Source organism: Loktanella sp. DJP18, from assembly GCF_049310965.1.
GTDB lineage: Bacteria > Pseudomonadota > Alphaproteobacteria > Rhodobacterales > Rhodobacteraceae > Loktanella.
Map to the genome: position 1 here is coordinate 1 of NZ_JBMERN010000059.1, position 23,108 is coordinate 23,108.

26 protein-coding genes are annotated in these 23,108 nt (G+C 64.1%); 11 read left to right on the forward strand and 15 right to left on the reverse strand.

Annotation, left to right across the window (positions count from 1 at the left end):
• Positions 1–195: 195 nt before the first annotated feature.
• Positions 196–3,090 carry an excinuclease ABC subunit UvrA gene (gene uvrA, locus ACOI1H_RS15625; protein ID WP_422438763.1) on the forward strand — a complete coding sequence of 965 codons (2,895 nt, stop codon included), beginning with the start codon at positions 196–198 and terminating at the stop codon, positions 3,088–3,090.
• 89 nt (positions 3,091–3,179) lie between these two features.
• Here uvrA and ACOI1H_RS15630 read toward each other — a convergent pair whose 3' ends face one another.
• The 5 genes from ACOI1H_RS15630 to ACOI1H_RS15650 all read right to left on the reverse strand — a co-directional run bounded on the left by ACOI1H_RS15630 (position 3,180) and on the right by ACOI1H_RS15650 (position 8,912).
• Positions 3,180–4,022: a hypothetical protein gene (locus ACOI1H_RS15630; protein ID WP_422438764.1), complete on the reverse strand. Its 843-nt coding sequence runs from the start codon at positions 4,020–4,022 to the stop codon at positions 3,180–3,182.
• A 63-nt stretch (positions 4,023–4,085) separates the two neighbouring features.
• Complete coding sequence (gene mmsB, locus ACOI1H_RS15635; RefSeq protein ID WP_422438765.1) at positions 4,086–4,970, reverse strand: 3-hydroxyisobutyrate dehydrogenase; 885 nt, start codon at positions 4,968–4,970, stop codon at positions 4,086–4,088.
• The gene (locus ACOI1H_RS15640) at positions 4,967–6,007 is read right to left on the reverse strand and encodes an enoyl-CoA hydratase/isomerase family protein (RefSeq protein ID WP_422438766.1); all 1,041 of its coding nucleotides are present in this window, start codon (positions 6,005–6,007) and stop codon (positions 4,967–4,969) included. Before ACOI1H_RS15640 ends, mmsB begins: the two co-directional genes overlap by 4 nt.
• The gene (locus tag ACOI1H_RS15645) at positions 6,004–7,143 is read right to left on the reverse strand and encodes an acyl-CoA dehydrogenase family protein (protein ID WP_422438767.1); all 1,140 of its coding nucleotides are present in this window, start codon (positions 7,141–7,143) and stop codon (positions 6,004–6,006) included. Before ACOI1H_RS15645 ends, ACOI1H_RS15640 begins: the two co-directional genes overlap by 4 nt.
• Positions 7,144–7,412: 269 nt before the next feature.
• A complete protein-coding gene (locus ACOI1H_RS15650; RefSeq protein WP_422438768.1) occupies positions 7,413–8,912 on the reverse strand; it encodes a CoA-acylating methylmalonate-semialdehyde dehydrogenase in 1,500 nt (499 codons plus the stop codon).
• A gap of 97 nt (positions 8,913–9,009) precedes the next feature.
• On the opposite strand from ACOI1H_RS15650, the gene ACOI1H_RS15655 reads away from it, so the two are divergent.
• From ACOI1H_RS15655 to coaD, 3 genes are all read left to right on the forward strand, one after another.
• Positions 9,010–9,906: a LysR family transcriptional regulator gene (locus ACOI1H_RS15655; RefSeq protein ID WP_422438769.1), complete on the forward strand. Its 897-nt coding sequence runs from the start codon at positions 9,010–9,012 to the stop codon at positions 9,904–9,906.
• 37 nt (positions 9,907–9,943) lie between these two features.
• On the forward strand, positions 9,944–10,378 hold the full coding sequence (locus ACOI1H_RS15660) for a CBS domain-containing protein (protein ID WP_422438770.1): 435 nt from the start codon (positions 9,944–9,946) through the stop codon (positions 10,376–10,378).
• A gap of 83 nt (positions 10,379–10,461) precedes the next feature.
• The gene (gene coaD / locus ACOI1H_RS15665) at positions 10,462–10,956 is read left to right on the forward strand and encodes a pantetheine-phosphate adenylyltransferase (RefSeq protein WP_422438771.1); all 495 of its coding nucleotides are present in this window, start codon (positions 10,462–10,464) and stop codon (positions 10,954–10,956) included.
• 76 nt (positions 10,957–11,032) lie between these two features.
• Here coaD and ACOI1H_RS15670 read toward each other — a convergent pair whose 3' ends face one another.
• From ACOI1H_RS15670 to ACOI1H_RS15685, 4 genes are all read right to left on the reverse strand, one after another.
• Entirely contained in the window at positions 11,033–11,191 is a 159-nt protein-coding gene (locus ACOI1H_RS15670; protein WP_422438772.1) for a hypothetical protein, read from the reverse strand.
• Positions 11,192–11,310: 119 nt separating this feature from the next.
• Positions 11,311–11,712, reverse strand: coding sequence for an STAS/SEC14 domain-containing protein (locus ACOI1H_RS15675; protein WP_422438773.1), 402 nt, complete (start codon positions 11,710–11,712; stop codon positions 11,311–11,313).
• Between the two features lie 115 nt (positions 11,713–11,827).
• Entirely contained in the window at positions 11,828–12,829 is a 1,002-nt protein-coding gene (gene gap / locus ACOI1H_RS15680; protein WP_422438774.1) for a type I glyceraldehyde-3-phosphate dehydrogenase, read from the reverse strand.
• A gap of 90 nt (positions 12,830–12,919) precedes the next feature.
• Positions 12,920–13,063, reverse strand: coding sequence for a hypothetical protein (locus ACOI1H_RS15685; protein ID WP_422438775.1), 144 nt, complete (start codon positions 13,061–13,063; stop codon positions 12,920–12,922).
• Positions 13,064–13,240: 177 nt separating this feature from the next.
• Between ACOI1H_RS15685 and ACOI1H_RS15690 the strand changes: the two genes are divergently transcribed.
• From ACOI1H_RS15690 to ACOI1H_RS15705, 4 genes are all read left to right on the forward strand, one after another.
• Positions 13,241–14,188, forward strand: a complete 948-nt coding sequence (locus ACOI1H_RS15690; protein ID WP_422438776.1) for a DUF808 domain-containing protein — start codon at positions 13,241–13,243, stop codon at positions 14,186–14,188.
• On the forward strand, positions 14,185–14,568 hold the full coding sequence (locus ACOI1H_RS15695; RefSeq protein WP_422438777.1) for a DoxX family protein: 384 nt from the start codon (positions 14,185–14,187) through the stop codon (positions 14,566–14,568). The genes ACOI1H_RS15690 and ACOI1H_RS15695 overlap by 4 nt, the downstream gene beginning before the upstream one ends.
• Entirely contained in the window at positions 14,565–15,329 is a 765-nt protein-coding gene (locus tag ACOI1H_RS15700) for an ion channel (protein ID WP_422438778.1), read from the forward strand. Before ACOI1H_RS15695 ends, ACOI1H_RS15700 begins: the two co-directional genes overlap by 4 nt.
• A 61-nt stretch (positions 15,330–15,390) precedes the next feature.
• Positions 15,391–15,867: a VOC family protein gene (locus tag ACOI1H_RS15705; RefSeq protein WP_422438779.1), complete on the forward strand. Its 477-nt coding sequence runs from the start codon at positions 15,391–15,393 to the stop codon at positions 15,865–15,867.
• 88 nt (positions 15,868–15,955) lie between these two features.
• On the opposite strand, the gene tkt is transcribed toward ACOI1H_RS15705, so the two are convergent.
• A complete protein-coding gene (gene tkt, locus ACOI1H_RS15710) occupies positions 15,956–17,971 on the reverse strand; it encodes a transketolase (protein ID WP_422438780.1) in 2,016 nt (671 codons plus the stop codon).
• 179 nt (positions 17,972–18,150) lie between these two features.
• On the opposite strand from tkt, the gene ACOI1H_RS15715 reads away from it, so the two are divergent.
• From ACOI1H_RS15715 to ACOI1H_RS15725, 3 genes are read left to right on the forward strand one after another with little or no spacing between them, the layout of a single operon-like run.
• Positions 18,151–18,609, forward strand: coding sequence for a hypothetical protein (locus tag ACOI1H_RS15715; protein WP_422438781.1), 459 nt, complete (start codon positions 18,151–18,153; stop codon positions 18,607–18,609).
• Positions 18,610–18,612: 3 nt separating this feature from the next.
• Entirely contained in the window at positions 18,613–18,993 is a 381-nt protein-coding gene (locus ACOI1H_RS15720; RefSeq protein ID WP_422438782.1) for a cell division protein ZapA, read from the forward strand.
• 33 nt (positions 18,994–19,026) lie between these two features.
• Positions 19,027–19,371, forward strand: a complete 345-nt coding sequence (locus tag ACOI1H_RS15725; RefSeq protein ID WP_422438783.1) for an MliC family protein — start codon at positions 19,027–19,029, stop codon at positions 19,369–19,371.
• 53 nt (positions 19,372–19,424) lie between these two features.
• Here the strand turns inward: ACOI1H_RS15725 and grxD are convergent, their stop codons facing one another.
• The 5 genes from grxD to ACOI1H_RS15750 all read right to left on the reverse strand — a co-directional run.
• A complete protein-coding gene (gene grxD / locus ACOI1H_RS15730) occupies positions 19,425–19,784 on the reverse strand; it encodes a Grx4 family monothiol glutaredoxin (RefSeq protein ID WP_422438784.1) in 360 nt (119 codons plus the stop codon).
• A 5-nt stretch (positions 19,785–19,789) separates the two neighbouring features.
• Entirely contained in the window at positions 19,790–20,110 is a 321-nt protein-coding gene (locus ACOI1H_RS15735; RefSeq protein WP_422438785.1) for a hypothetical protein, read from the reverse strand.
• Positions 20,110–20,346, reverse strand: a complete 237-nt coding sequence (locus ACOI1H_RS15740; RefSeq protein ID WP_422438786.1) for a BolA/IbaG family iron-sulfur metabolism protein — start codon at positions 20,344–20,346, stop codon at positions 20,110–20,112. The genes ACOI1H_RS15735 and ACOI1H_RS15740 overlap by 1 nt, the downstream gene beginning before the upstream one ends.
• A 98-nt stretch (positions 20,347–20,444) precedes the next feature.
• Positions 20,445–22,604, reverse strand: a complete 2,160-nt coding sequence (gene purL / locus ACOI1H_RS15745; RefSeq protein ID WP_422438787.1) for a phosphoribosylformylglycinamidine synthase subunit PurL — start codon at positions 22,602–22,604, stop codon at positions 20,445–20,447.
• A 60-nt stretch (positions 22,605–22,664) separates the two neighbouring features.
• On the reverse strand, positions 22,665–23,108 hold a 444-nt coding region (locus tag ACOI1H_RS15750), incomplete at its 5' end, for a VOC family protein (protein ID WP_422438788.1).

Here is a 23,108-nt window from a genome sequence, read left to right on the forward strand (position 1 = left end):
ATCGTTAACCTTTTCGGTAGGTTCGACGAGACAGCCGGTTTGAGTGCGCCAGCGGATTGCCACGTGACAGGGCAGTGGTCCTGCGCAGCGCACACCGCGACGGACATCGCTTGCGTTCATCTTTTGTTCATAGGGTGGACTGGCGGATCGACGCAAAACCGCTATCTATGGTGTCGACATGCCTGTGGGGACGATATGGCCGAGTTGAAGAACATCGAGGTCCGCGGTGCGCGCGAACACAACCTCAAGAACATCGACGTGGACATTCCGCGCGACCAGCTGGTGGTCATCACCGGCCTTTCTGGGTCCGGCAAATCATCGCTGGCGTTTGACACGATCTATGCCGAAGGGCAGCGCCGTTACGTCGAAAGCCTGAGCGCCTATGCGCGGCAGTTCCTCGACATGATGGAAAAGCCGGATGTGGACCACATCTCTGGTCTGTCGCCCGCCATTTCGATCGAGCAGAAGACGACGTCCAAGAACCCGCGTTCGACCGTCGGCACGATCACCGAGATCTACGATTACCTGCGTTTGCTGTTCGCCCGCGCCGGCACCCCCTATTCGCCCGCCACAGGCCTGCCGATCGAGGCGCAGCAGGTGCAGGACATGGTCGACCGCGTCATGGCGATGGAAGAGGGGACGCGGGGCTATCTGCTCGCACCGATCATTCGCGACCGGAAAGGCGAATACCGCAAGGAATTCCTTGATCTGCGCAAGCAAGGCTTTCAGCGCGTGAAGGTGGATGGGCAGTTCTACGAGCTGGACGAGCCGCCGACCCTGGACAAGAAGTTCCGTCATGACATCGACGTGGTCGTCGACCGGATCGTCGTGCGCGAGGGGCTCGAAACGCGGCTAGCCGACAGTTTCCGCACTGCGCTCGACCTTGCCAACGGCATCACGATCCTGGAAACCGCCCCTGCCGAGGGCGAGGGCGAGGGCGAGCCGGAGCGGATCACGTTCTCCGAGAATTTCGCCTGCCCGGTCAGCGGTTTTACCATCCCCGAGATCGAGCCGCGGCTGTTTTCCTTCAACGCGCCGGTCGGGGCCTGCCCGGCCTGCGACGGCCTGGGGGTGGAGCTGTTTTTCGACGAGCAACTCGTGGTGCCGGACATCACTTTGAAGATCGCCGACGGCGCGCTTGCACCCTGGCGCAAGGGCAAATCGCCTTACTTCTTGCAGACGATCGAGGCGATTGCCAAGCACTACGGTTTCAGCAAAAACGCCCGATGGAAGGATCTCGACCCTGCGGTGCAGGAGGTATTTCTACGCGGTTCCGGCAAGGACGAGATCAAGTTCCGCTATGACGAAGGCGGCCGCGTCTATCAGGTCAGCCGCCCGTTCGAGGGTGTGATTCCCAACATGGAACGCCGTTACCGCGAGACCGACAGCAACTGGATTCGCGAGGAATTCGAGCAATTCCAGAACAACCGGCCCTGTGGCACCTGCCACGGTTTCCGCCTGCGCGAAGAGGCGCTGGCGGTGAAGATCGGTCCCGCCGGAGGCGGGCCGGACAAGCTGTTGCACGTCGGTCAGGTCGTGCAGATGTCGATTGCCGAGGCCTATGACTGGTGCCTTGCGGTGCCGGACCAGCTGAGCAAGCAGAAGAACGAGATCGCGCGTGCGATCCTGAAGGAGATTCGCGAGCGGCTGGGGTTCCTGAACAACGTCGGCCTGAATTACCTTACGATGGCCCGCAATGCGGGCACGCTGTCGGGCGGAGAGTCCCAGCGGATCAGGCTAGCCAGCCAGATCGGATCGGGGCTGACTGGCGTGCTTTACGTGCTGGACGAACCTTCCATTGGGTTGCACCAGCGCGACAACGACCGGCTGCTGACCACGCTGAAGAACCTGCGCGATCAGGGCAATACGGTGATCGTGGTCGAACACGACGAAGAGGCGATCCGCGAGGCGGATTACGTCTTCGACATCGGGCCGGGGGCCGGTATCCATGGCGGTCAGGTGGTGGCCAAGGGCACCCCGGCCGAGATCATGGCCGACGAAAACTCGATCACCGGACAATATCTGACCGGCAAGCGCCAGATCGCGGTGCCTGCGCAGCGGCGAAAGGGCAACGGCAAGAAACTGACGGTTGTGAAGGCCACCGGCAACAACCTGCACGAGGTCACGGCTGATTTCCCGCTGGGCAAGTTCGTCTGCGTGACGGGCGTGTCTGGCGGCGGCAAGTCCACCCTGACCATCGAGACACTGTTCAAGAACGCCGCGATGAAGCTGAACGGCGCGCGGCAGGCACCGGCCCCCTGCGAGACGATCAAGGGGTTCGAACACCTCGACAAGGTGATCGACATCGACCAGCGCGCCATCGGGCGCACGCCACGGTCGAACCCGGCGACCTATACCGGCGCCTTTACCCCGATCCGTGACTGGTTCGCCGGCCTGCCAGAGGCGAAGACCCGCGGCTACAAGCCGGGGCGGTTTTCGTTCAACGTGAAGGGTGGGCGGTGCGAGGCCTGTCAGGGCGACGGCGTCATCAAGATCGAGATGCACTTCCTTCCCGACGTCTACGTGACCTGCGAAACCTGCAAGGGCGCGCGGTATAACCGCGAGACGCTGGAGGTGAAGTTCAAGGGCAAGAGCATCGCCGATGTCCTTGATATGACAGTGGAAGATGCACAGTCGTTCTTTACCGCAGTGCCATCGATCCGGACCAAGATGGATGCGCTGGTGCGTGTCGGCCTTGGCTACATCAAGGTTGGCCAGCAGGCGACGACCCTGTCGGGCGGCGAGGCGCAGCGGGTCAAGCTGTCCAAGGAACTGGCGCGGCAATCGACGGGACGCACGCTTTACATCCTCGACGAACCGACGACGGGACTGCATTTCGAGGATGTGCGCAAGCTGTTGGAAGTGCTGCACGAGCTGGTGGATCAGGGAAACTCGGTCGTCGTGATCGAACACAACCTCGACGTCATCAAGACGGCGGACCACCTGATCGACATCGGCCCCGAAGGCGGCGACGGTGGTGGCCGAATCGTGGCGGAGGGCACGCCGGAAGAGGTGGCCGAGATCGAGGCGAGCCATACCGGCCGCTACCTCAAGCAGATGCTGAAACCGAAGCGTGTCGCGGCGGAGTAGGCACGGGACGGCGGCCTTGATGCCTCTGGCGGGAGTTTATCGGCCAGATGAAAGGGAGGCGCGGCGCTTATCGCGCATCCCTTTCATTGTCAGACGGCACCGAGGATGCGGATCAGTTGCAGCAGGTCATAGGACTGGTCCGGCAAGGCGATGATCCGGTTGTCCAGCACCGCATAGTTCTGACCGTCGGCCAGCGCGGGCAGGCCGTAACGCGCGATCAACTGGTCCTGCGTCAAGGCCTCGTCCGGAACGATCGCGGTGCCGTCGGCCAGCGTCGGTCGCGTTGCGAGGCTGTTGAGCGTCAGCAGACGGTCATAGTCGGCCGCGTTCAACTGGACCGGGCGACCGTCGATGATCGCGTAGCGATAACCTTCCGGTGCCGGGTCGAGACCGAACAGGTCTTCGATCCGGTCCTGCGTCAGGTCCAGCGGGACGGGCGCGTCGGTCTGGGGGATGTCGACGAAACGCTCGTCCAGCAAGCCGCGCAAGGCCTCAGGATCGTAACTGGCCCATTCATCGAATGCGACGCCCTGTCTCGCGAGGCCGGGCGGCACGCAGGGCGGGTCTTTTTTCGCGAGACCCGGAGGACAGTTGGCGATGGCCAGCAGCTCGTCGTCGGTGATGGTCGTAAAGTCGACGTCGGGCGTGAGGTAGATGACACCGTTCGCCGCGATCAGACCGGCGGCGAGGCTGGACAGGTCGGCCTGTTTGCCGGGGCGATCCGGCCGGGCATTCGCGGTGCCGTCGTGACCTCGAGCGTTGCTATTGCCGTTGTTGTTGCCACGGCCGTGGCCGTTGCCTTGGGCAACGTTGGTCTTTTTGCCGTTACCACCATTGCCATTACCATTTCCCTTGCCCTGTGCCTCGACGGTCAAGGGCAGAGATACGAGCGCGGCAGCAGCGAGTGAGGCGATCAGGGTGCTGAACTTCATCGTGTGGTCCTCCGTTTTGTTTGAAGGAAGAACGCCTAGAGAACCGGCAATGATGCGCGCCGATCAGGCGGTCAGCGTCTTTCCGCGTGGACGTGCGGCAAATCGGGGCAGCATCGCCGAGAAATCGCGACCCGCGCCGTCTTCACGGTTCACGAACTGATCGTAAAGCGCGCGCGCCGCTTCGCCCAGCGGCGTGTCGGCATCGGTGGCCGAGGCGGCGGCCTGCGCCAGTGTCAGGTCCTTCAGCATCAGGTCGGCCGCGAATCCGGGCTTGTAGCCGTTGTCGGCGGGCGAGGTGGGACCGACGCCCGGAGCGGGGCAATAGGCATTCATGCTCCAGCTTGACCCGGACGACGTGCTGACCACGTCGAACATCGCCTGCCGGTCGAGGCCGAGCCTGTCGGCGAGATTGAACGCCTCGCAGGTGGCGATCATCGTGACGCCGAGGATCATGTTGTTGCAAATCTTGGCGGCCTGACCGTTGCCGGCAGGCCCGCAGTGCACGACCTTCTGACCCATCACGTCGAACAGCGGTTTGCAGAGTTCGAAGGCTGCCAGTGGTCCGCCCGCCATGAAGGTCAGGGTGCCGTTCGTGGCCCCGCCGATTCCGCCGGACACGGGGGCGTCCACAGCGGAAAGGCCAGCGTCATCAGCTGCTTGTGCAACGACCCTTGCGGAGTCCACATCGACGGTGGAACAGTCGAGATGCACGGCACCGGGCTGCATCGCAGGGTGGATTTCGGCGGCGACGGCGCGCAGGATCGCTCCGTTGGGCAACATGGTGATGACGACCTGCGCATCCTTGGCAGCGGCAGCGGCGCTGTCCGCCAAGGGCAGGCCATCAGGTTTGGCGGCGGTGTCAAAGCCTGTCACGTCGTGGCCGGCCTTCACGAGGTTCGCGGCCATGGGCGCACCCATGTTGCCGAGACCGATGAATGCGATCTTCATGTGTGATGCTCCGGATAGAGGGCGTTGGGTCCAAGAGGGGCGGTCATTGCGGTGATGTCATCGGCGGGCACGTTCCAGTCGCGATGCCGCCACGCGGGATTGTGGTCGCGGTCGATGATCGCGGCGCGGATGCCTTCCAGGAAATCCGCCTTTTCCATGCTGCGGAAGGTGAACCGGAATTCATGGGCAAGGGAGGTGTGGATGGTCGGATCATCGCGCACGGTCCGGATGATCTGCATGGCGCAGGCCATCGAGAGCGGCGCGTTGCGGTCCATCAGGTCCAGTGCGTGGGCGATGGGGGCGGACGGCACCGCGTCCGGTTGACTGCGGATTGCGGCAAGGTCGGGTGCCGCGAACACGCGGTCGATGTCGCCCTGCCATGCGGCCAGTTTCGATTGCGGCGCGGGCAGGGAGGCCTGCGTGATGCTGTTGGGATCGCCTGTCGCGCAGAGGCTGTCGATCAGAACGGGCCACTGGTCCTGCGGCACCATGACGTCGGCAAAGCCTGCGTGGATCGCATCGCCTGCGTCCATCCGGTCGCCGGTCAAGCCCAGGTATTCGCCCAACCGCCCCGGTGCGCGCGCGAGCAGCAAGGACGAGCCGACGTCGGGCACGAGACCGATGCCACATTCGGGAAGCGCAATCCGCGTGGTGTCGCAGACGATGCGGTGGCTGGCGTGGCAGCCGATGCCGACGCCGCCGCCCATGACGAAGCCCTGCACCAGCGCAGCGATCGGCTTTGCATAGCCTGCGATCATCGCGTTCAATCGGTACTCGTCGCGCCAGAAGCGCCGGCCATAGCCGAAGTCGCCGGCGGTGCCGGTAGCATACATTTCGGCGATGTCACCGCCGGCGCAGAACGCCTTTTGCCCCGCGGCGTCGATGATCACCAGCGCGACGGTGGCGTCGTCGTACCAGCGGATCAAGGCGTCCTCGATCGCGCGCACCATGTCCCAGGTCAGGGCGTTCAACGCCTTGTCGCGGGTCAGGGTGATGCGCCCGGCGCGGCCTTCGATGCGGATGTCGATGTCGGTCATGACGACACCATGTCGCGGGCGACGATCAGGCGCATGATTTCGTTCGTGCCTTCAAGGATCTGGTGAACGCGCAGGTCGCGGACGATCTTCTCGATCCCGTAGTCGGCAAGGTAGCCGTAGCCGCCGTGCATTTGCAGGCATTGATCGGCGACCTCCGACCCGGTCTCGGTCACGAGCTTTTTCGCCATCGCGCAAAAGCGGGTGGCGTCGGCGGCGCCGGTGTCCAGTTTCCACGCCGCCTGCCGCAGGAAGATGCGCGCGGATTGCAGTGCGATCTCCATGTCGGCCAGGCGGAATTGGAGCGCCTGGAACTGGTCGATGGATTTGCCGAAAGCCTTGCGCTCGCTCATGTAGGCGCGGGTCTGGTCCAGCGCCGACTGCGCGGCCCCGAGCGAGCAGGCGGCGATGTTCAGGCGACCGCCATCGAGACCCTTCATCGCATAGGAGAAGCCGCGGCCCTCTTCGCCCAGCAGGTCGTAGGTCGAAATGTTGCAGTCGTCCAGTTGCACCTGACGGGTCGGCTGGCTGCGCCAGCCCATCTTGTCCTCGAGCCCGCCAAAGGACAGGCCGTCGGCCCCGTCCATGACGACGAAGGCGCTGATCCCCTTCGGCCCGGCGTCACCGCTGCGGGCCATGACGATATAGGCGTCGGAATAGCCGCCGCCCGAGATGAAGGCCTTCGTCCCGGTCAGGGCGTAGCCAGCGTTGGTCCGGATCGCTTTCGTCTTGAGTGCGGCGGCATCCGACCCGCTGGCGGGTTCGGTCAGGCAGTAGGACAGCACGGTTTGCATTGTCAGGGCATCAGGCAGAATGCGGACTTTCATCTCGTCCGAGCCGAACTGGTCGATCATGCGGGCGCACATGTTGTGGATCGACAGGAACGCCGCGACGGAGGGGCAGGCCATCGAGAGCGCCTCGAACACCAGCGTTGCGTCCAGACGGGTCAGGGCTGTGCCGCCCGCGTCTTCGGAGACATATAGTCCGCCGAAGCCGAGCTCTGCCAGTTTGGGCCACAGGTCCTTGGGGATGACGCCGTCCTTCTCCCACTGGCGGGCGAAGGGGGCGATGAGTTCGGCCCCACAGGCCTGCGCCATGTCGAAGATTGCGGTCTGTTCGTCGCTGAGTGCGAAGTCCATCAGTGTTCCCCCCTGAATTGAACGTCCGTTCATTAATGATGACGCGCCGACCCGTCATTGTCAAAACGATAAGGCCCGCCCCCGATCCGGGACGGATGCGGGCCAGCCGGTGGCCGGGCTTCGATCGGGCAGCCGCCGTGACCGCCGCATTCCGATGCGCGGCCCCTGTGTGGGATGCGGCAAAGGCGTCGAATTCTGTCACGGCAGATGCAGCGGTAAGGATCTTGCCTGCCCGCAACCGGCTATCGGTCACGGGCAGGCCGTTTGGGTCAGTCCATCGGCTTGAAGTTGAACGCCGCGCCGTCCTTGATGCCCGACGGCCAGCGGGACGTGACGGTCTTGGTGCGGGTGTAGAACTTGAAGGCGTCGGGGCCATGCTGGTTCAGGTCGCCGAAGACCGACTTTTTCCACCCGCCGAAGGTGTGATAGGCCAGCGGCACCGGGATCGGCACGTTGATGCCGATCATGCCGACGTTCACACGGGACGCGAAGTCGCGGGCGGCGTCGCCGTCGCGGGTGAAGATCGCGGTGCCGTTGCCCATTTCGTGATCCATCGCCAGACCCAGCGCTTCCTCATAATCGGCGGCGCGCACGACTGACAGGACGGGGCCGAAGATCTCCTTCTGGTAGATGTCCATGTCCTTGGTGACGCGGTCGAACAGGTGCGGTCCGACGAAGAAGCCGTCCTCATACCCCTGCAGGCTGAAGTCGCGGCCATCGACGACCAGCTCTGCCCCCTGTGCCACGCCGGATTCGATCAGTTTGAGGATGTTGGCCTTGGCGGCGGCCGTGACGACGGGGCCGTAGTCCACATCCTTGCCGCCGGTATAGGGGCCGACCTTCAGCGCGTCGATTCGGGGTTTGAGCTTTTCGATCAGCTTGTTGGCGGTTGCCTCTCCAACTGGCACCGCGACGGAAATCGCCATGCAGCGTTCACCGGCGGCACCGTAACCCGCGCCGATCAGCGCGTCTGCGGCCTGATCCATGTCCGCGTCGGGCATGATGATCATGTGGTTCTTGGCCCCACCGAAACACTGCACCCGCTTGCCGTTGGAACAGCCGCGGCCGTAGATATATTCGGCGATAGGAGTCGAGCCGACGAAGCCGATGGACTGGATCACTGGATGATCTAGGATCGCATCGACGCTTTCCTTGTCGCCGTTCACGACCTGAAGGATGCCCTTGGGCAGACCGGCTTCCTCCATCAGCTCTGCCAGCATCAGCGGGACGGAGGGGTCGCGTTCCGACGGTTTCAGGATGAAGGCGTTGCCGCAGACGATGGCGGGGGCGAACATCCACATCGGGATCATGGCGGGAAAGTTGAACGGGGTGATGCCAGCAGAGACACCCAGCGGCTGGCGCATGGAATACATGTCGATGCCGGGTCCTGCGCCGTCGGTGAATTCACCCTTCAGCAGCTGCGGCGCGCCGATGCAGTATTCGACGACTTCAAGCCCGCGCTGCACGTCGCCAGCGGCATCGGGCAGGGTCTTGCCATGCTCGCGGGACAGCGCCTCGGCCAGCTTGTCCATGTCGCGGTGCAGCAGGTCCACGAACTTCATCATCACGCGCGCACGGCGTTGCGGGTTGGTCGCAGCCCACTTGGGCTGGGCGGCCGTCGCGGCCTTGACGGCGGTGTCGAGGTCGGCGGCGTTGGCCAGCGGCACGCGGGCCTGCACTTCGCCCGTAGCCGGGTTGTAGACGTCGGCAAAGCGGCCGGACGTGCCGGGGACGTGTTCACCGTTGATGTAGTGGCTCAGGTCTTTCATGGCATCCTCCTGTGGTTGCCGGCATCCTAGTCTTGCGTTTTTCAATGTAACAGCGCCAATAGTTCAAAGCTGTTTTGCAAGAATGCAAGGATGACGCATGCGAAATTGGGACGATCTGCGCATCTTTCTGGCGGTCGCACGCGCCGAGAGCCTGTCGGGTGCCGCTCCGGTCCTGAAGATGGACCCCGCCACATTGGGCCGCCGTGTTGCGCGGCTGGAGGCCGACGTCGGAGCCGCGCTGTTCATCAAGTCGCCGCAGGGCTACGCGCTGACCGATCTGGGCGCGCGGATGATGGAGGAGGCGGGTCAGGCCGAGGCGGCGCTGACGCGTGCGGCGGACCTTGGCCAAAGCGGGTCTGCGGGCCTTGCGGGACAGATTCGCATCGGCGCGCCGGACGGCTGCGCGAACTACTTGCTGCCGCAAGTCTGTGCCGCGATCCAGGCGCAGAACCCGGAGCTTGAAGTGCAGATCCTGGCGCTGCCGCGTGTCGTGAACCTGTCGCGACGCGAGGCGGACATGGCCGTCACCGTCAGCCCGCCAGAGGCCGGACGTTTGACCGTGCAGAAGATCACCGACTACCGCCTGCATCTGGCGCAGCACCGCGATCTTGCCGTGCCCGCGACGCTGGCTGACCTGAAGGGCCGCCCGGTCGTAGGATACATTCCCGACATGATCTTCGACGCCGCGCTCGACTATCTTGGCCCGCTGGGGCTGGACGGGGTGCAGATGGCCAGCAATTCCGTTAGTGTGCAGTTGCAGATGCTGCGCGCCCGCGCCGGCATCGGGATCGCGCATGATTTCGCACTGCCCTTCGCGCCAGAGGTGCGGTCCGTGCTGCGGGACACGCTGTCGCTGGTGCGGTCCTTCTATCTGGTCCGGCATACGGCAGACCGGCGGTCCGACCGGCTGCACCGTTTTGCGGAAGCATTGATGGATGGCCTGCGGGCAGAGGTCATCCGACTGGAGTGCTTGACAGACGACACAGGCGTCTGAAACGCTGGAACCAAGCCGGTGTTGAGGGAGAAATGCCATGTTGATGAAACAGATTCTCGGGTCCAAGGCGTCGCAGGAGATGTTCTGGGTCAAGCCCGACGCAAAGGTGTCCGAGGCCGCGAAGATCATGTCCGAGAATCGCATCGGCACCGTGATCGTCAGCGAGGACGGCAAGACACTGGCCGGCATTCTGTCAGAGCGCGACATCGTGCGCCAGATCGGCAAGACCGGCGGAAGCTGCCTTGACGACAAGGCGTCGTCGCTCATGACGTCCAGGATCACGACCTGCACGCTGAACGACAGCGACGTCTTTGCCTTGCAGACCATGACCGACGGGCGGTTTCGGCACCTGCCGGTCATGCAGGACGGCGTGATGATCGGACTCGTGTCCATCGGCGACGTGGTCAAGGCGCGGCTGTCGGAACTGGCGATGGAGAAATCGGCGCTGGAAGGCATGATCATGGGGCATTGACCCCGTGACGTCCGGGTCGGCCTTGCAGTCCCGTCGGAAATGCGGTTCTGCTGCGCCCACGACATAATCTTGCGAGGCCGACCATGCGCATCGGGCTGTATCCCGGCACCTTCGATCCCGTCACCCACGGGCATATCGACATCGCGCGGCGGGCCTGTTCGCTGGTCGACAAGCTGGTGATCGGCGTTGCGATCAACCGCGACAAGGGACCGTTGTTTTCACTGGAAGAACGGGTCGAGATGGTCCGCTCGGAGGTCGTGCCGCTTGGCGATCCGCTGGGGACGCAGATCGTGGTGCATCCGTTCGAGAACCTCCTGATTCACTGCGCCCGCGATGTGGGGGCGGGGGTCATCATCCGTGGTTTACGCGCTGTCGCGGATTTCGAGTACGAATTCCAGATGGTGGGCATGAACCGCAGCCTCGACAACTCGGTCGAGACGGTATTCTTGATGGCGGACGCCAAGAACCAGGCGATCGCATCCAAGCTGGTCAAGGAAATCGCTAGGCTGGGCGGTGACGTGTCGAAGTTCGTCACACCTGCCGTGGACCGGGCGCTGCATGACAAGTATGCCGATTAGGGCGAAAGCAGGGTCGATACGAAAAAGGCGGCTGCCGAAAGATCGGAGCCGCCTGTCAACCGGAATGTATCATGGGTCAGCCGTAAACGGCGCTCCGGGCGATCCGTGCCGCGTCGGCGCGGTCGATGTCGAGGTCGAGGGCGACGTCAAGCGGCATCTGTTCGATTTCGTGCTTCGTGCGGCTGTAGACGGCGCGCTTTGCGATGGTCTGGCGGATGGTGTCGATCAGGGTCATGACTGCTGTCCTTTCAGGGGGCTGATATTGGCTCCTCTTGCACCCCTATCTAGCGATGCTGCAGCGCAGCACAACTGACAGTTCCGAAAAGCACCCTTGCGCCCCATGCAGGGCAAGCGTCAAGACTTTGCCGAATTTTCCGCCACATTGACGAAATCCCAAGCCGCCTGTTCGTCATCGGCGGCAAAGGTGCGCGCATCCACCGGTATGATATGGTTGAAGAAAGCGATCATGTTCGCCGCCGCTTGCGGGGCTCCGACGACCGCGTAGCGCCCGACATGGGTCAGGCTGCGCAATTGCGCCTTCATCGCCGACAGCGTTGTGCCGACGCCTGCGTCAGAGGTTTCGAAATGCCTGAAGTGCAGCAGGACGTTCACCTTGCCGGGGTGCTGGTCGAAGGCGTGATTCAGCATCTCGCCCATCTCTCCCATGCCGGTGGCGTCGAGATCGCCGGTGACGTCGAAGGCATAGACGTGGTCGTGGTCCGTGGGGATCGGCACGACGCCGTGGATCGTGGTCATGGGCTGGCCTTTCGTTATGCATTCGCGGTCAACGCCCGGCCTGCTGAGGCGGTTCCGGCATGCAAAAGGGCCGCCCGTGAAGGGCGGCCCTTGCGATCCGGTCAGGTCAGGCGGATCAGATCAGCTTGCCCATGACGACGGCCACGTCCGACATGCGGTTCGAGAAGCCCCATTCGTTGTCGTACCACGTCAGGATGCGGACCATGTTGCCCGCCAGAACCTTGGTCTGGTCCATGTGGAATGTCGAGGAGGCGGGGTCATGGTTGAAGTCCGTGCTGACCATCGGCAGGTCGGTATAGGCGAGGATGCCCTTCATCGGGCCGTCCGCGGCGGCGCGGATCGCGTCGTTGATCTCTTCCACAGTGGTGTCGCGCGAGGCTTCGAAGGTCAGGTCGACGACCGAGACGTTCGGCGTCGGTACCCGGATCGCCACGCCGTCAAGCTTGCCGTCGAGTTCCGGCAGCACGAGGCCGACGGCCTTGGCGGCACCGGTCGAGGTCGGGATCATCGACAAGGCGGCGGCGCGGGCGCGGTAGAGGTCCTTGTGCATCGTGTCCAGCGTCGGCTGGTCGCCGGTGTAGCTGTGGATCGTGGTCATGAAGCCCTTGTTGATGCCGACGGCGTCGTTCAGCACCTTGGCGACGGGCGACAGGCAGTTCGTCGTGCAGGAGGCGTTGGAGACGATGATGTCGTCCTTCGTCAGCGTGTCGTGGTTCACGCCGTAGACGATGGTCTTGTCGGCCTTGGTGCCTGGTGCCGAGATCAGGACCCGCTTGGACCCGTTTTCAAGGTGTGCCTGACAGGCGTCCTTGCTGGTGAAGATGCCGGTGCATTCCATGACGATGTCGACATCGCTCCACGGCAGGTCGGCAGGGTTGCGCATGGCGGTCACGCGGATCGGGCCGCGCCCGGCGTCGATCGTGTCCGCCGTCGTGGTTACGGTGCCCGGAAACTTGCCGTGCACCGAATCGAACCGCAGCAGGTGGGCGTTGGTTTCGACCGGACCCAGATCGTTGATCGCGATGACCTCGATATCCGTGCGGCCGGATTCGATGATCGCGCGCAGCACGTTGCGCCCGATGCGCCCGAATCCGTTGATTGCGACTTTGACGGCCATGGTGACTTTCCTCGCTGCTGGTTGTCGCGGCGACGGTCGCCGCTTTGCGGCGAACATTGCCAATTCGGCGCAAAGGTCAAGGGTGCAGCGTCAGCGCCAGAAGGCGATCCACTGCAACAGGTCATAGAATTTGCGCGCCAGAAACAGCGGAGCGTCCAGGTTCAGGATGAAATGATCCAGCGCGAAGAAGGCGGCGATGGAAAGCAGGAGTCCGATGGCGAGGGCGTTGGTCATGCGCGATGTCTATGCCGTGCCGCGGCGATTGGCAAAAGGATTGGCGGTCGCGAGGTTGCTTGTCGACGGCCGATCCGGCGGCGCGATCCGCGCTGACGTGGCAGCGTCGCGGACCTTGCACCTTGCGCGGCCCGGCCGGTGGACTAGGTTGCGGCGAAACCCGAGGAAGGAACGGACATGAGCGGATTGCTGGCATTGCTTGACGACGTGGCGGCGATTGCAAAGGTCGCGGCGGCCAGCGTGGACGACGTCATCGGGCAGGCGGCCAAGGCCGGGTCCAAGGCGGCGGGTGCCGTGATCGACGACGCCGCCGTCAGTCCGAAATATGTCCACGGCTTTGCGCCCGCCCGCGAACTCCCCATCGTGTGGAAGATCGCGCGCGGATCGTTCTTCAACAAGCTGGTGATCCTGCTGCCGATCGCGCTGCTGCTGTCGGCCTTTGCGCCCTGGGCCATTCCGCCCCTGCTGATGCTGGGCGGGGCCTATCTGTGTTACGAGGGGGCCGAGAAGGTCCTGCACGCCTTTCAGCATCACGACCCTCATTCCAAGGCGACGGGCGACCCCGCGCATCTGGAGGAACAGAAGGTGCGGGGCGCGATCAAGACCGACTTCATCCTAAGCGCCGAGATCATGACGATCTCTCTGGCCGCGATCACCGTGCCGAACATCTGGATGCAGGCCGCGGTGCTGGCGGTCGTCGGCATCTCGATCACCGTGGCCGTCTACGGGGCTGTCGCTGCCATCGTGAAGGCGGACGATCTTGGTCTGCTGATGGCGACCAGCGGGCGGCTGGGCGTCACGCGGACGCTTGGACGGGGCATCGTGCATGGGATGCCGACGTTCCTGTTCGTGCTGACCTGGGTCGGCACGGCGGCAATGCTGTGGGTCGGCGGACAGATCGTCGTGCATGGCCTGGGCCAGATGGGCTGGCACGGGCCAGAGGACCTTGTTCACGGATGGGCCGTGGCTGTGGGTCACATGGTCCCCGCGAACTACACGGGCATCGTCGAATGGATCGTCACCGCCGCCTCTGACGGTGTGCTGGGCATCATCCTTGGCCTGCTGATCATCCCGCTTGTCAGCTTCGTCATCACGCCGATTTACCGTGCTGTCCGGCCCGCATGAGCGATCTTGCGCTGTTTGCGGCCCGTCTGCTGATCGGTGCGCTGCTGATCGGCGGAGCCGTGCAGAAGATCACGAGTCCCGCTGGGGCCGGTGGGTTGCTGGTCGACGCAGGCCTGCCCTTTGCGCTGATCTGGCCTGCGTTGGTGTATGATGCGCTGGCGGGGCTGGCGCTGTGGCTGGGCGTCGCTGTGCGGCCGGTTGCGGCGTCGGCGGCTGCCTATTGCGCGCTGACAAGTTTCTTTCACCTGAATGTCTTTCTGACGACGGGCGATCCCTGGCAGATGACGATCTTCGTCAAGAACTGGGCCATCGCGGGCGGTTGTCTGGCACTTGCAGTGGCGGGATCGGGGGCCTGGGCGCTGCGGGCGGACGCGCGGTGAAGGCGCTGCTGGTCGAACTTTACGGCCGTAACACGGACCGCGCCGTGGCGTTCCGCTATGGTCTTTTGATGTTCGACATCGTGACGATCCTTTTCGTCATCGTGTCGTCATTCTTCCAGATGACCGCCTGGACCATAAGCATCGATGTGGTGTTCGGCATCGGTATCCTGATCGACTTTCTGGCGCGGGCCTGGATCGAACCCAATCGCACCCGCGCCTTGCTGCGTCCGACGACATGGGCCGATATCGCCGCCATCGTCAGCTTTCTTGCGCCCATCGTCACCGGGCAGGCGCTGGCGTTTTTGCGGGTGTTGCGGACGCTGCGGCTGCTGCGCAGCTACGAGCTCGTCGTGCGGTTGCGTCGGGATTTCAAATGGTTCCGCGAGCGTGAGGAGATCATTCTCGCCGTCACCAATCTGATGGTGTTTTTGTTCATCATGACGGGGCTGATCTATGCCAGCCAGGTCAACGTGAACGATCAGATCAACAACTACGCCGATGCGTTCTATTTCACCGTTACGACGCTGACGACGACGGGTTTCGGAGACATCACGCTGGACACGACATGGGGTCGGATGCTGGCGGTGGCGGTGATGATTTTTGGCGTGTCGCTATTCCTGCAGATGTTGCAGGTGCTGTTCCGGCCGCGCAAGGTGCGGTTCGAATGTCCCGAATGCGGGCTGGTGCTGCACGACGCGGATGCCGTGCACTGCAAGCATTGCGGAGAAACCATTCACATCCAGACCGAAGGGCTGAACTGAAGGCGACTAGGCCGGCCGTGTCTTGCGTGGTAGAATTGCCATCAAAAGAGGAGGGTGCGCCATGACGGCCAAGACCATCGTCTGCCTGTGGTACGACACCGATGCCGAAGACGCGGCGCGGTTCTATGCCGAAACCTTTCCCGACAGTGCGGTCACATCGGTCCACCGCGCGCCCGGAAATTATCCTGGTGGCAACAAGGGGGACGTCCTGACCGTCATGTTCACCGTCATGGGCATCCCCTGCATGGGCCTGAACGGTGGTCCGAAGTTTCCCCAGTCCGAAGCTTTCTCGTTCCAGGTCTTGACCGAGGATCAGGCCGAGACCGACTGCTACTGGGACGCCATCGTCGGCGACGGCGGACAGGAGAGCGCCTGCGGCTGGTGCAAGGACCGCTGGGGCGTGTCGTGGCAGATCACACCACGCACGCTGACAGAGGCGATGATGGCCGGCGGTGCAGAGGCGGAACGCGCCTTCGCGGTGATGATGGACATGGGCAAGATCGACGTGGCACGGATCGACGCTGCGCGGCGGGGCTGACAGCCGATAGTCCGCGCGCCTGTCGTTGCCCCGACAAGGTGCCGGGGCGACGATAGGAACGTCTTTCAGTCTTGGCGGGCGGCGACGATCAGAGCAGCGCCTTGGCCGCTTCCGCCACTTTCGTGGCGGTGATGCCGAACTTCTCGAACAGGACTTCTGCCGGGGCGGATGCACCGAAGCCGGTCATGCCGACGAAGGCGGACTTCTTCGCGGCACCTCGCTCGCCCATCAGGATCATGTCCCAGGACTGGCGCACGCCTGCCTCGACCGCGACGCGAACAGGGCCGGCGGGCAGAACCTTACGGCGGGTGGCTTCATCCTGCTGCATGAACAGCTCCATGCAGGGCATGGAGACGACACGGGTGCCGATGCCGTCCTTCTGCAGCGCTTCACGCGCCGCCATCGCGACCTCGACCTCTGAGCCGGTCGCGATCAGGATGACCTGACGCTTGCCCTCTGCATCGGCAAGGACGTAACCGCCCTGCGCGGTCATGTTCTTGTTGGTATGCGTCGTGCGCACCGTGGGCAGGTTCTGGCGCGACAGGGCCAGCACTGACGGAGTCGTGTCCGACGTCAGCGCCAGTTCCCAGGCCTCTGCCGTTTCCACGGAGTCGGCGGGGCGGAAGACATGGGTGTTCGGCGTGGCGCGCAGCATCGACAGGTGTTCGACCGGCTGGTGCGTCGGGCCATCTTCGCCAAGGCCGATGCTGTCGTGGGTCATCACGTAGACGGCCGGCACCCCCATCAGGGCGGACAGGCGCATCGCACCGCGCGCGTAGTCGGTGAAGCACATGAAGGTGCCGCCGTAGGCGCGCGCGCCACCGTGCAGGGTGATGCCGTTCATCGCCGCCGCCATGCCGTGTTCGCGGATGCCGTAGTGGATGTAACGGCCCTTGCGGTTGTCAGGGCCGAATACCCCCATGTCAGGCGTTTTGGTGTTGTTCGACCCGGTCAGGTCGGCAGAGCCGCCGACCGTCTCCTGCATGATCGGGTTGATGACCTCCAGCACGTTTTCGCTCGACTTGCGGGTGGCGATGGATTTGCCGGCCTCGGAAGCCTGCTTCTTGAAGGCGCGGATCGTCGCGGCCAGCTTCTTGGGTGCCTCGCCATGCTGCTGGCGGTGGAACTCCGCCTGCTTTGCATCCGACAGCTTCTGAAAACGCTCGTGCCAGGCAGCGTGGGCGGCCTTGCCGCGCGCGGCCGTCGCCTCCCACTGGGACTTGATCTCGGCCGAGATGTCGAAGGCACCGCCGATCCAGGCGTAGCCATCCTTGGCGGCTTGCAGCTGTGTGGCGTCGGTCAGGGCACCGTGGCCCTTGGCCGTGTCCTGTGCCGCGTGACCCAGCGCGATGTGCGTCTTGCAGGCGATCATCGAAGGGCGCGGGTCGGCCTTGGCCGCGGTGATCGCGGCGTCGATCTCGTCCGGGTTGTGGCCATCGATGGACTGAACATGCCAGCCGGACGCGGCAAAGCGTGCGGGCTGGTCGGTGATGTCGGCCATGCCGACGTGGCCGTCGATGGTGATGTCGTTGTTGTCGAAGAACACAATCAGGTGCGACAGCTTCTGCATGCCGGCAAGGCCGATCGCTTCCTGGCTGATGCCCTCCATCAGGCAGCCGTCGCCGGCCATGACGTAGGTGTGGTGATCGACGATCGCGGCACCCCAGGTGGCCCGCTGGATTTCCTCTGCGATGGCGAAGCCGACGGAGTTGGCGATGCCCTGACCCAGCGGGCCTGTCGTGACCTCGATGCCCTTGCCGTGGCCGTATTCCGGGTGGCCCGCAGTGCGATAGCCCCACTGGCGGAAGTTGCGGATCTGATCGATGTCGAAATCCTGATACCCGGTCAGGTGCAGCAGGGAATACAGCAGCATCGATCCGTGTCCCGCCGACAGGATGAACCGGTCGCGGTCGGGCCAGTGCGGTGCGGCGGGATCGAAGTTCATGTGGTTGCGGAACAGGACCGTGGCGACATCGGCCATGCCCATCGGCATGCCAGAATGGCCGGAATTGGCAGCGGCGACGGCATCCAGCGTCAGGGCACGGATGGCGGCGGCCATCATCCAGTGGTCGGGGTGCGCGGTGCGCAGGGCGTTGAGATCCATTGGGCAGGCTCCTGTTCAGGTGCGTTTCATGCGGTTGAAAGCGTCATAACAGGGCCGGGGCAATGTTCAAGCGCGGCAGGACGGCAGGCAGGCCGTTTGTATGGTTGTCGCGGATCGCTTAACCTTTGCGAAAGAACACGATTCGCGCGGTGCGCGCGACATTGGCACGGGAACTTCGCATGGATGACATCAAGGCCTACGAGGCACGGATCACGGCGGCCCTGGATCGGATCAGGTATGGCCTGACGGTGGATCATGGCGGCGCATCCGTCGCCGATGTGACGGCGCAGTTGCAGGATGAGCGCGACGCCAATGCGCAGTTGGAGGAACGTGTCCGCGTGCTGAAGTCCCGTCAGGACGGCCGCATCGCAGAACTTGAGGGCCGTGTCGCGGAACAGGCCGCGCAGCTGGCGGCGCTGGATGCCGAGTTGCAAAAACTGCGCGCCTCGAACGCCGACCTGACAGAGGTCAGCGGCAAGCTGCGCGCGGCGGCAACGGCCGGGACCGCGGATGCGGAGCTGATCAATAGGGCTTTGATGGCCGAGGTCGACGGGCTGACAGCACAGCGCAGCGCCGAAGCGGCGGAGGTGGCGGCGATCTTGGCCGACCTCAAGCCCCTTTTGAAAGAGGAGGCGTGAGCCATGCCGCAGGTTGAGATCACGATCGGTGGCCGCTCTTTTGAGGTGGCCTGCCAGGAGGGCGAGGAGCGCTACCTCGTCTCGGCCGCCGCCATGTTGGACGCAGAGGCGGCACATCTGTCGGCGCAGATCGGCCGGATGCCGGAAGCGCGGATGCTGCTGATGGCGGGGTTGATGCTGGCGGACCGCACGGCGGGGCTGGAGGACCAGTTGCGCGCCAGCGAGTCGGAAGTGAACGCGCTGCGTGCCCAGATCGAGGCGGCCGCCGCGCGACCCGCACAGCGCATCGAGGTGCCGGTGATCCCGCAGGAAGTCCATGACAGCATGGCCGAAATCGCCGCTCGCGCCGAAGCGCTGGCCGATCAGGTAGAGGCGCAGACCTGACGACACACTGCGTCGTCCTTGAAGGGTAAGCTCATGAAAACGTCGACTCTGGCCGTTTGCGGTCTGTGCATCGGTGGAGCCGCGACGGCGGGTGTGACGTCGACGCCGCGCTATATCTGTGAACGGGGTGTGGAAATTGCCGCTGTCTACATCAATGCTGAGGACGGCAGCGAACCCGGCGTGGTTGTCATTCAGGTCGAAGGGCGGATGATCAATCTCGAAGCCACGTCCGAGGCGGCGTCCGGCGTGCGTTACCGGTTTCCCAGCGACAAGTCGGGCTATGTCTGGTGGACGCATCAGGGAACGGCGACGCTGCTGTGGCAGGACGTCGTGGCCGGCACAGAGACGCCGATCTACGCCGACTGCCGCGAAGGCTGACGCAGACGGCAACCGGTGTCCGCCTGACAGGGACACCGGATCGATGGACTTCGTCAGCCGTTGGCTTCGCGGATCTTGTCGGCGGCGGTCTTGTCGAAGGCGATGTCGTGATCGGTCAGCAGTTTGTCGAGTTCGCCGGACAGCGTCATCTCTGTGATGATGTCGCAGCCACCGACGAATTCGCCTTTGACGTAAAGCTGCGGGATCGTGGGCCAGTCGGAGTAGTCCTTGATCCCCTGGCGGATCTGGTCATCCGCCAGCACGTTCACGTCGGTATACTCGATGCCCATGAAGTTCAGCACACCCGCCACGCGGGACGAGAACCCGCACTGCGGCATCGTCTTGGTGCCTTTCATGAAAAGCACGACGTCGTGGCTGGTCACGGTATCCTTGATCTGATCGGAAGCGGTCATAACGGTTACTTCTTTCCTGTTTTGGAAGGCACGAAGGCCTTTGCGTATGTCTGCGGGTCACGGATCACGCGGTACGGACGGGCGGCATCTTCATTCCCGTTACCCAGACCCAGCACCGGACTTTCCTTGGCAAAGACCAGCATATCACCGGGTCCGGGGTCCGAACCACGACGTTTTGGTCCACTCGCCAGGCGGTCGAAATGCGACCTGATGATGCCACGCACGCCCAGACCGAAAACGACGGTCATGATGACGGCGACGCCAATCTGCATTTGCGCGCCGGTCCAGCACAGCCAAACGGGAATCGTGGCGTCGCAGCCGTCCATCAGTCCGGCGCCCTCGTCGTCAGGGCGAGGGCGTGCAATTCTCCGGCAGACCCGTCCATCTTGCCCTTGAGGGCGGCATAGACGGCGCGTTGTTGCTGCACCCGGTTCTGGCCCTTGAAGCTGGGGTCGATGACCTCGGCCGCGAAATGCGCGCCGTCGTCACCCTGCACGGTAATCTGCGCCTTGGGGAAGCTTTCGCGCAGCAGCGTCTCGATCTCGTGGGCGGTGATAGGCATGGCTGTGTCCTTCGCGTGTGCGCTCAACTTATGAACCTCGCCGCCGGGGGGCAAGGGGGACCCTCCGGGGAACGTTCAGCTGGTCAGATGAAAACGGATCAGGCGACGGCGTCGGCAAAGGCGGTGCGGTAAAGCGCGAAGAGCGGCGCGATGGGGGCGGCATAGGTGCCGAAGGTGATCTGGTCGCCGCCGGCCTCGCCAACGCGGGTCAAGGGCAAGCCGGCGCTGGCTGCGGCGGACAGAAGCGCCTCTGCCTGGTCGAACGTCGCGGCGATGAGGTAGCGGGCCTGATCCTCGGCGAAGAGCTCTGCGGTATCGGCGGAGTCGAGCGTGAGGCCAATGCCGGCGATTTCCGCCATCTCGAACGCGGCAAGGGCGAGGCCGCCGTCGGCGAGGTCGGTGCAGGCGGTGATGAAGGCCGCGTTGGCGCGGATGAAATCGCCGTGGGCGGCCTCGGACTCGAGGTTCACGGGCGGCGCGTCGCCTTCGGTGCGGCCGAAGTGTTCCGCCAGCAGGGCGGTCTGGCCCATGTGGCCGGGGGTGTCGCCCAGCAGCAGCAGCGTGTGGCCGGGGGCGAGCGTGCCGCGGATGATCCGGGTCACGTCGGCGATCAGGCCCACGGCGCCGATGGTGGGCGTGGGCAGGATGCCGGTGCCGTCGGTTTCATTGTAAAGCGACACGTTGCCCGACACGATGGGCATGTCGAGGGCGCGCACGGCTTCGCCGATGCCTTTGATCGCACCGACGAACTGACCCATGATGCGGGGCTTTTCGGGGTTTCCGAAGTTCATGTTGTCGGTCGTGGCGAGGGGTTTCGCGCCGACGGCCGTCAGGTTGCGGTAGGCTTCGGCCACCGCCTGCTTGCCGCCTTCAACCGGATTGGCGAAGACGTAGCGCGGCGTCACGTCAGAGGTGAAGGCCAGCGCCTTGGTGGTGCCGTGGATGCGGATGATCCCGGCCCCGGCACCCGGAACGCGCAGCGTGTCGCCCATGACCTGCGAGTCGTATTGCTCGTAAACCCAGTTCTTCGCGGCGTAGTTCGGGCTGCCGATCAGGGATCGCAGGCCCGCGATCGGATCGACGTCGGGAATGTCGCCAACCGGGGCGGCCTGCGGGGTTTCTTCCCATGGACGGTCGTACTCGGGGGCGGAGGAGGCGAGTTTCGACAAGGGCAGGTCGGCCTTCGTTTCTCCGTTGTGGACGATGAGAAAACGGTCCTCGGCAATGGTCTGGCCCACGATGGCGAAGTCGAGGTCCCATTTGACGAAGACGGCGCGGGCTTCGGCCTCCAGCTCCGGTTTCAGGACCATCAGCATCCGTTCCTGAGACTCGGAGAGCATCATTTCATAGGCGGTCATCCCGGTTTCGCGCTGGGGGACGTTTTCAAGGTCGAGGCGGACGCCGAGGCCTCCCTTGTCGCCCATTTCCACAGCCGAACAGGTGAGGCCGGCAGCCCCCATGTCCTGAATGGAGATGACAGCCCCCGTGGCCATCAGTTCCAGCGTCGCCTCCATCAGGCGCTTTTCGGTGAAGGGGTCACCGACCTGGACGGTCGGGCGCTTGTCCTCGATCGTATCGTCGAATTCGGCAGAGGCCATCGTGGCGCCGCCGACACCGTCGCGACCCGTCTTGGCACCGAGGTAGACGACCGGCATGCCGACGCCGGAGGCTGCGGAATAGAAGATCTTGTCCGCATCCGCGAGGCCGGCGGCAAAGGCGTTCACGAGGCAGTTGCTGTTGTAGGATTTGTCGAAGCGGACTTCTCCGCCGACCGTGGGCACGCCAAAAGCGTTGCCGTAACCACCGACGCCGGCCACGACGCCGTTGACGAGCTGTCGAGTCTTGGGATGGTCTGGCAGGCCGAAGGACAGGGAATTCATCGCAGCGATGGGGCGGGCGCCCATCGTGAAGACGTCGCGCAGGATGCCGCCCACGCCGGTCGCCGCACCCTGATAGGGTTCGATGTAGCTGGGGTGGTTGTGGCTTTCCATCTTGAAGACGACCGCCTGGCCGTCACCGATATCGACAACGCCGGCGTTTTCACCCGGTCCGCAGATGACCTGCGGGCCGGTCGTCGGCAGGGTCCGCAGCCATTTCTTGGAGGATTTGTAGGAACAGTGCTCGTTCCACATCGCGGAAAAGATGCCGAGTTCGGTGAAGGTCGGCGCGCGTCCGATGATGTCGAGGATGCTGTCGTATTCGGCCGCGCTCAGCCCGTGGGCGGCGATCAGGTCTGGCGTGATGGTCGGATCTTGCATGCTATCCCCCGGGACTGACGTTGGGGCGCTTTTAGGCGAGGGGCAGCGGAAGGGAAAGGGTCAAGCGGGCAGGGACCGACTGCCGATGGATTGGCAGAAGAGGACAAGGTAGCCGTCCGGGTCCTGTAAGGCGATCTCTCGGCGGCCGCCTTCGCGGTCGCCGTAGTCGCGCCAGACCTCTCTTTCGGCCATGTAGAGGGCGTGACGGGCCGATGCGCAGCGCCGGGCGATCAGGCGGACGTCGGCGACGACGATCTGGAAGAGCACGCCGCGGCCGAACGGCGGGTCGAGCGGCGCGGATTCCCATGCCCCTGAGCGAACGGACAGCATGATCTGCGCGCCGTCCGGATGTTGCAGGTAGGCAAAGCCTTCAATCTGGCGCCGATAGGCGACGGTGAAGCCGCAGAGATCGCACCAGAACTCCAGGCTGCGCGGCAGGTCCGAAACGAGGAGTTCAGGGGCAAGGGGACTGAAGCCGCCGTCTGGTGGCCCACCGGCAGACTC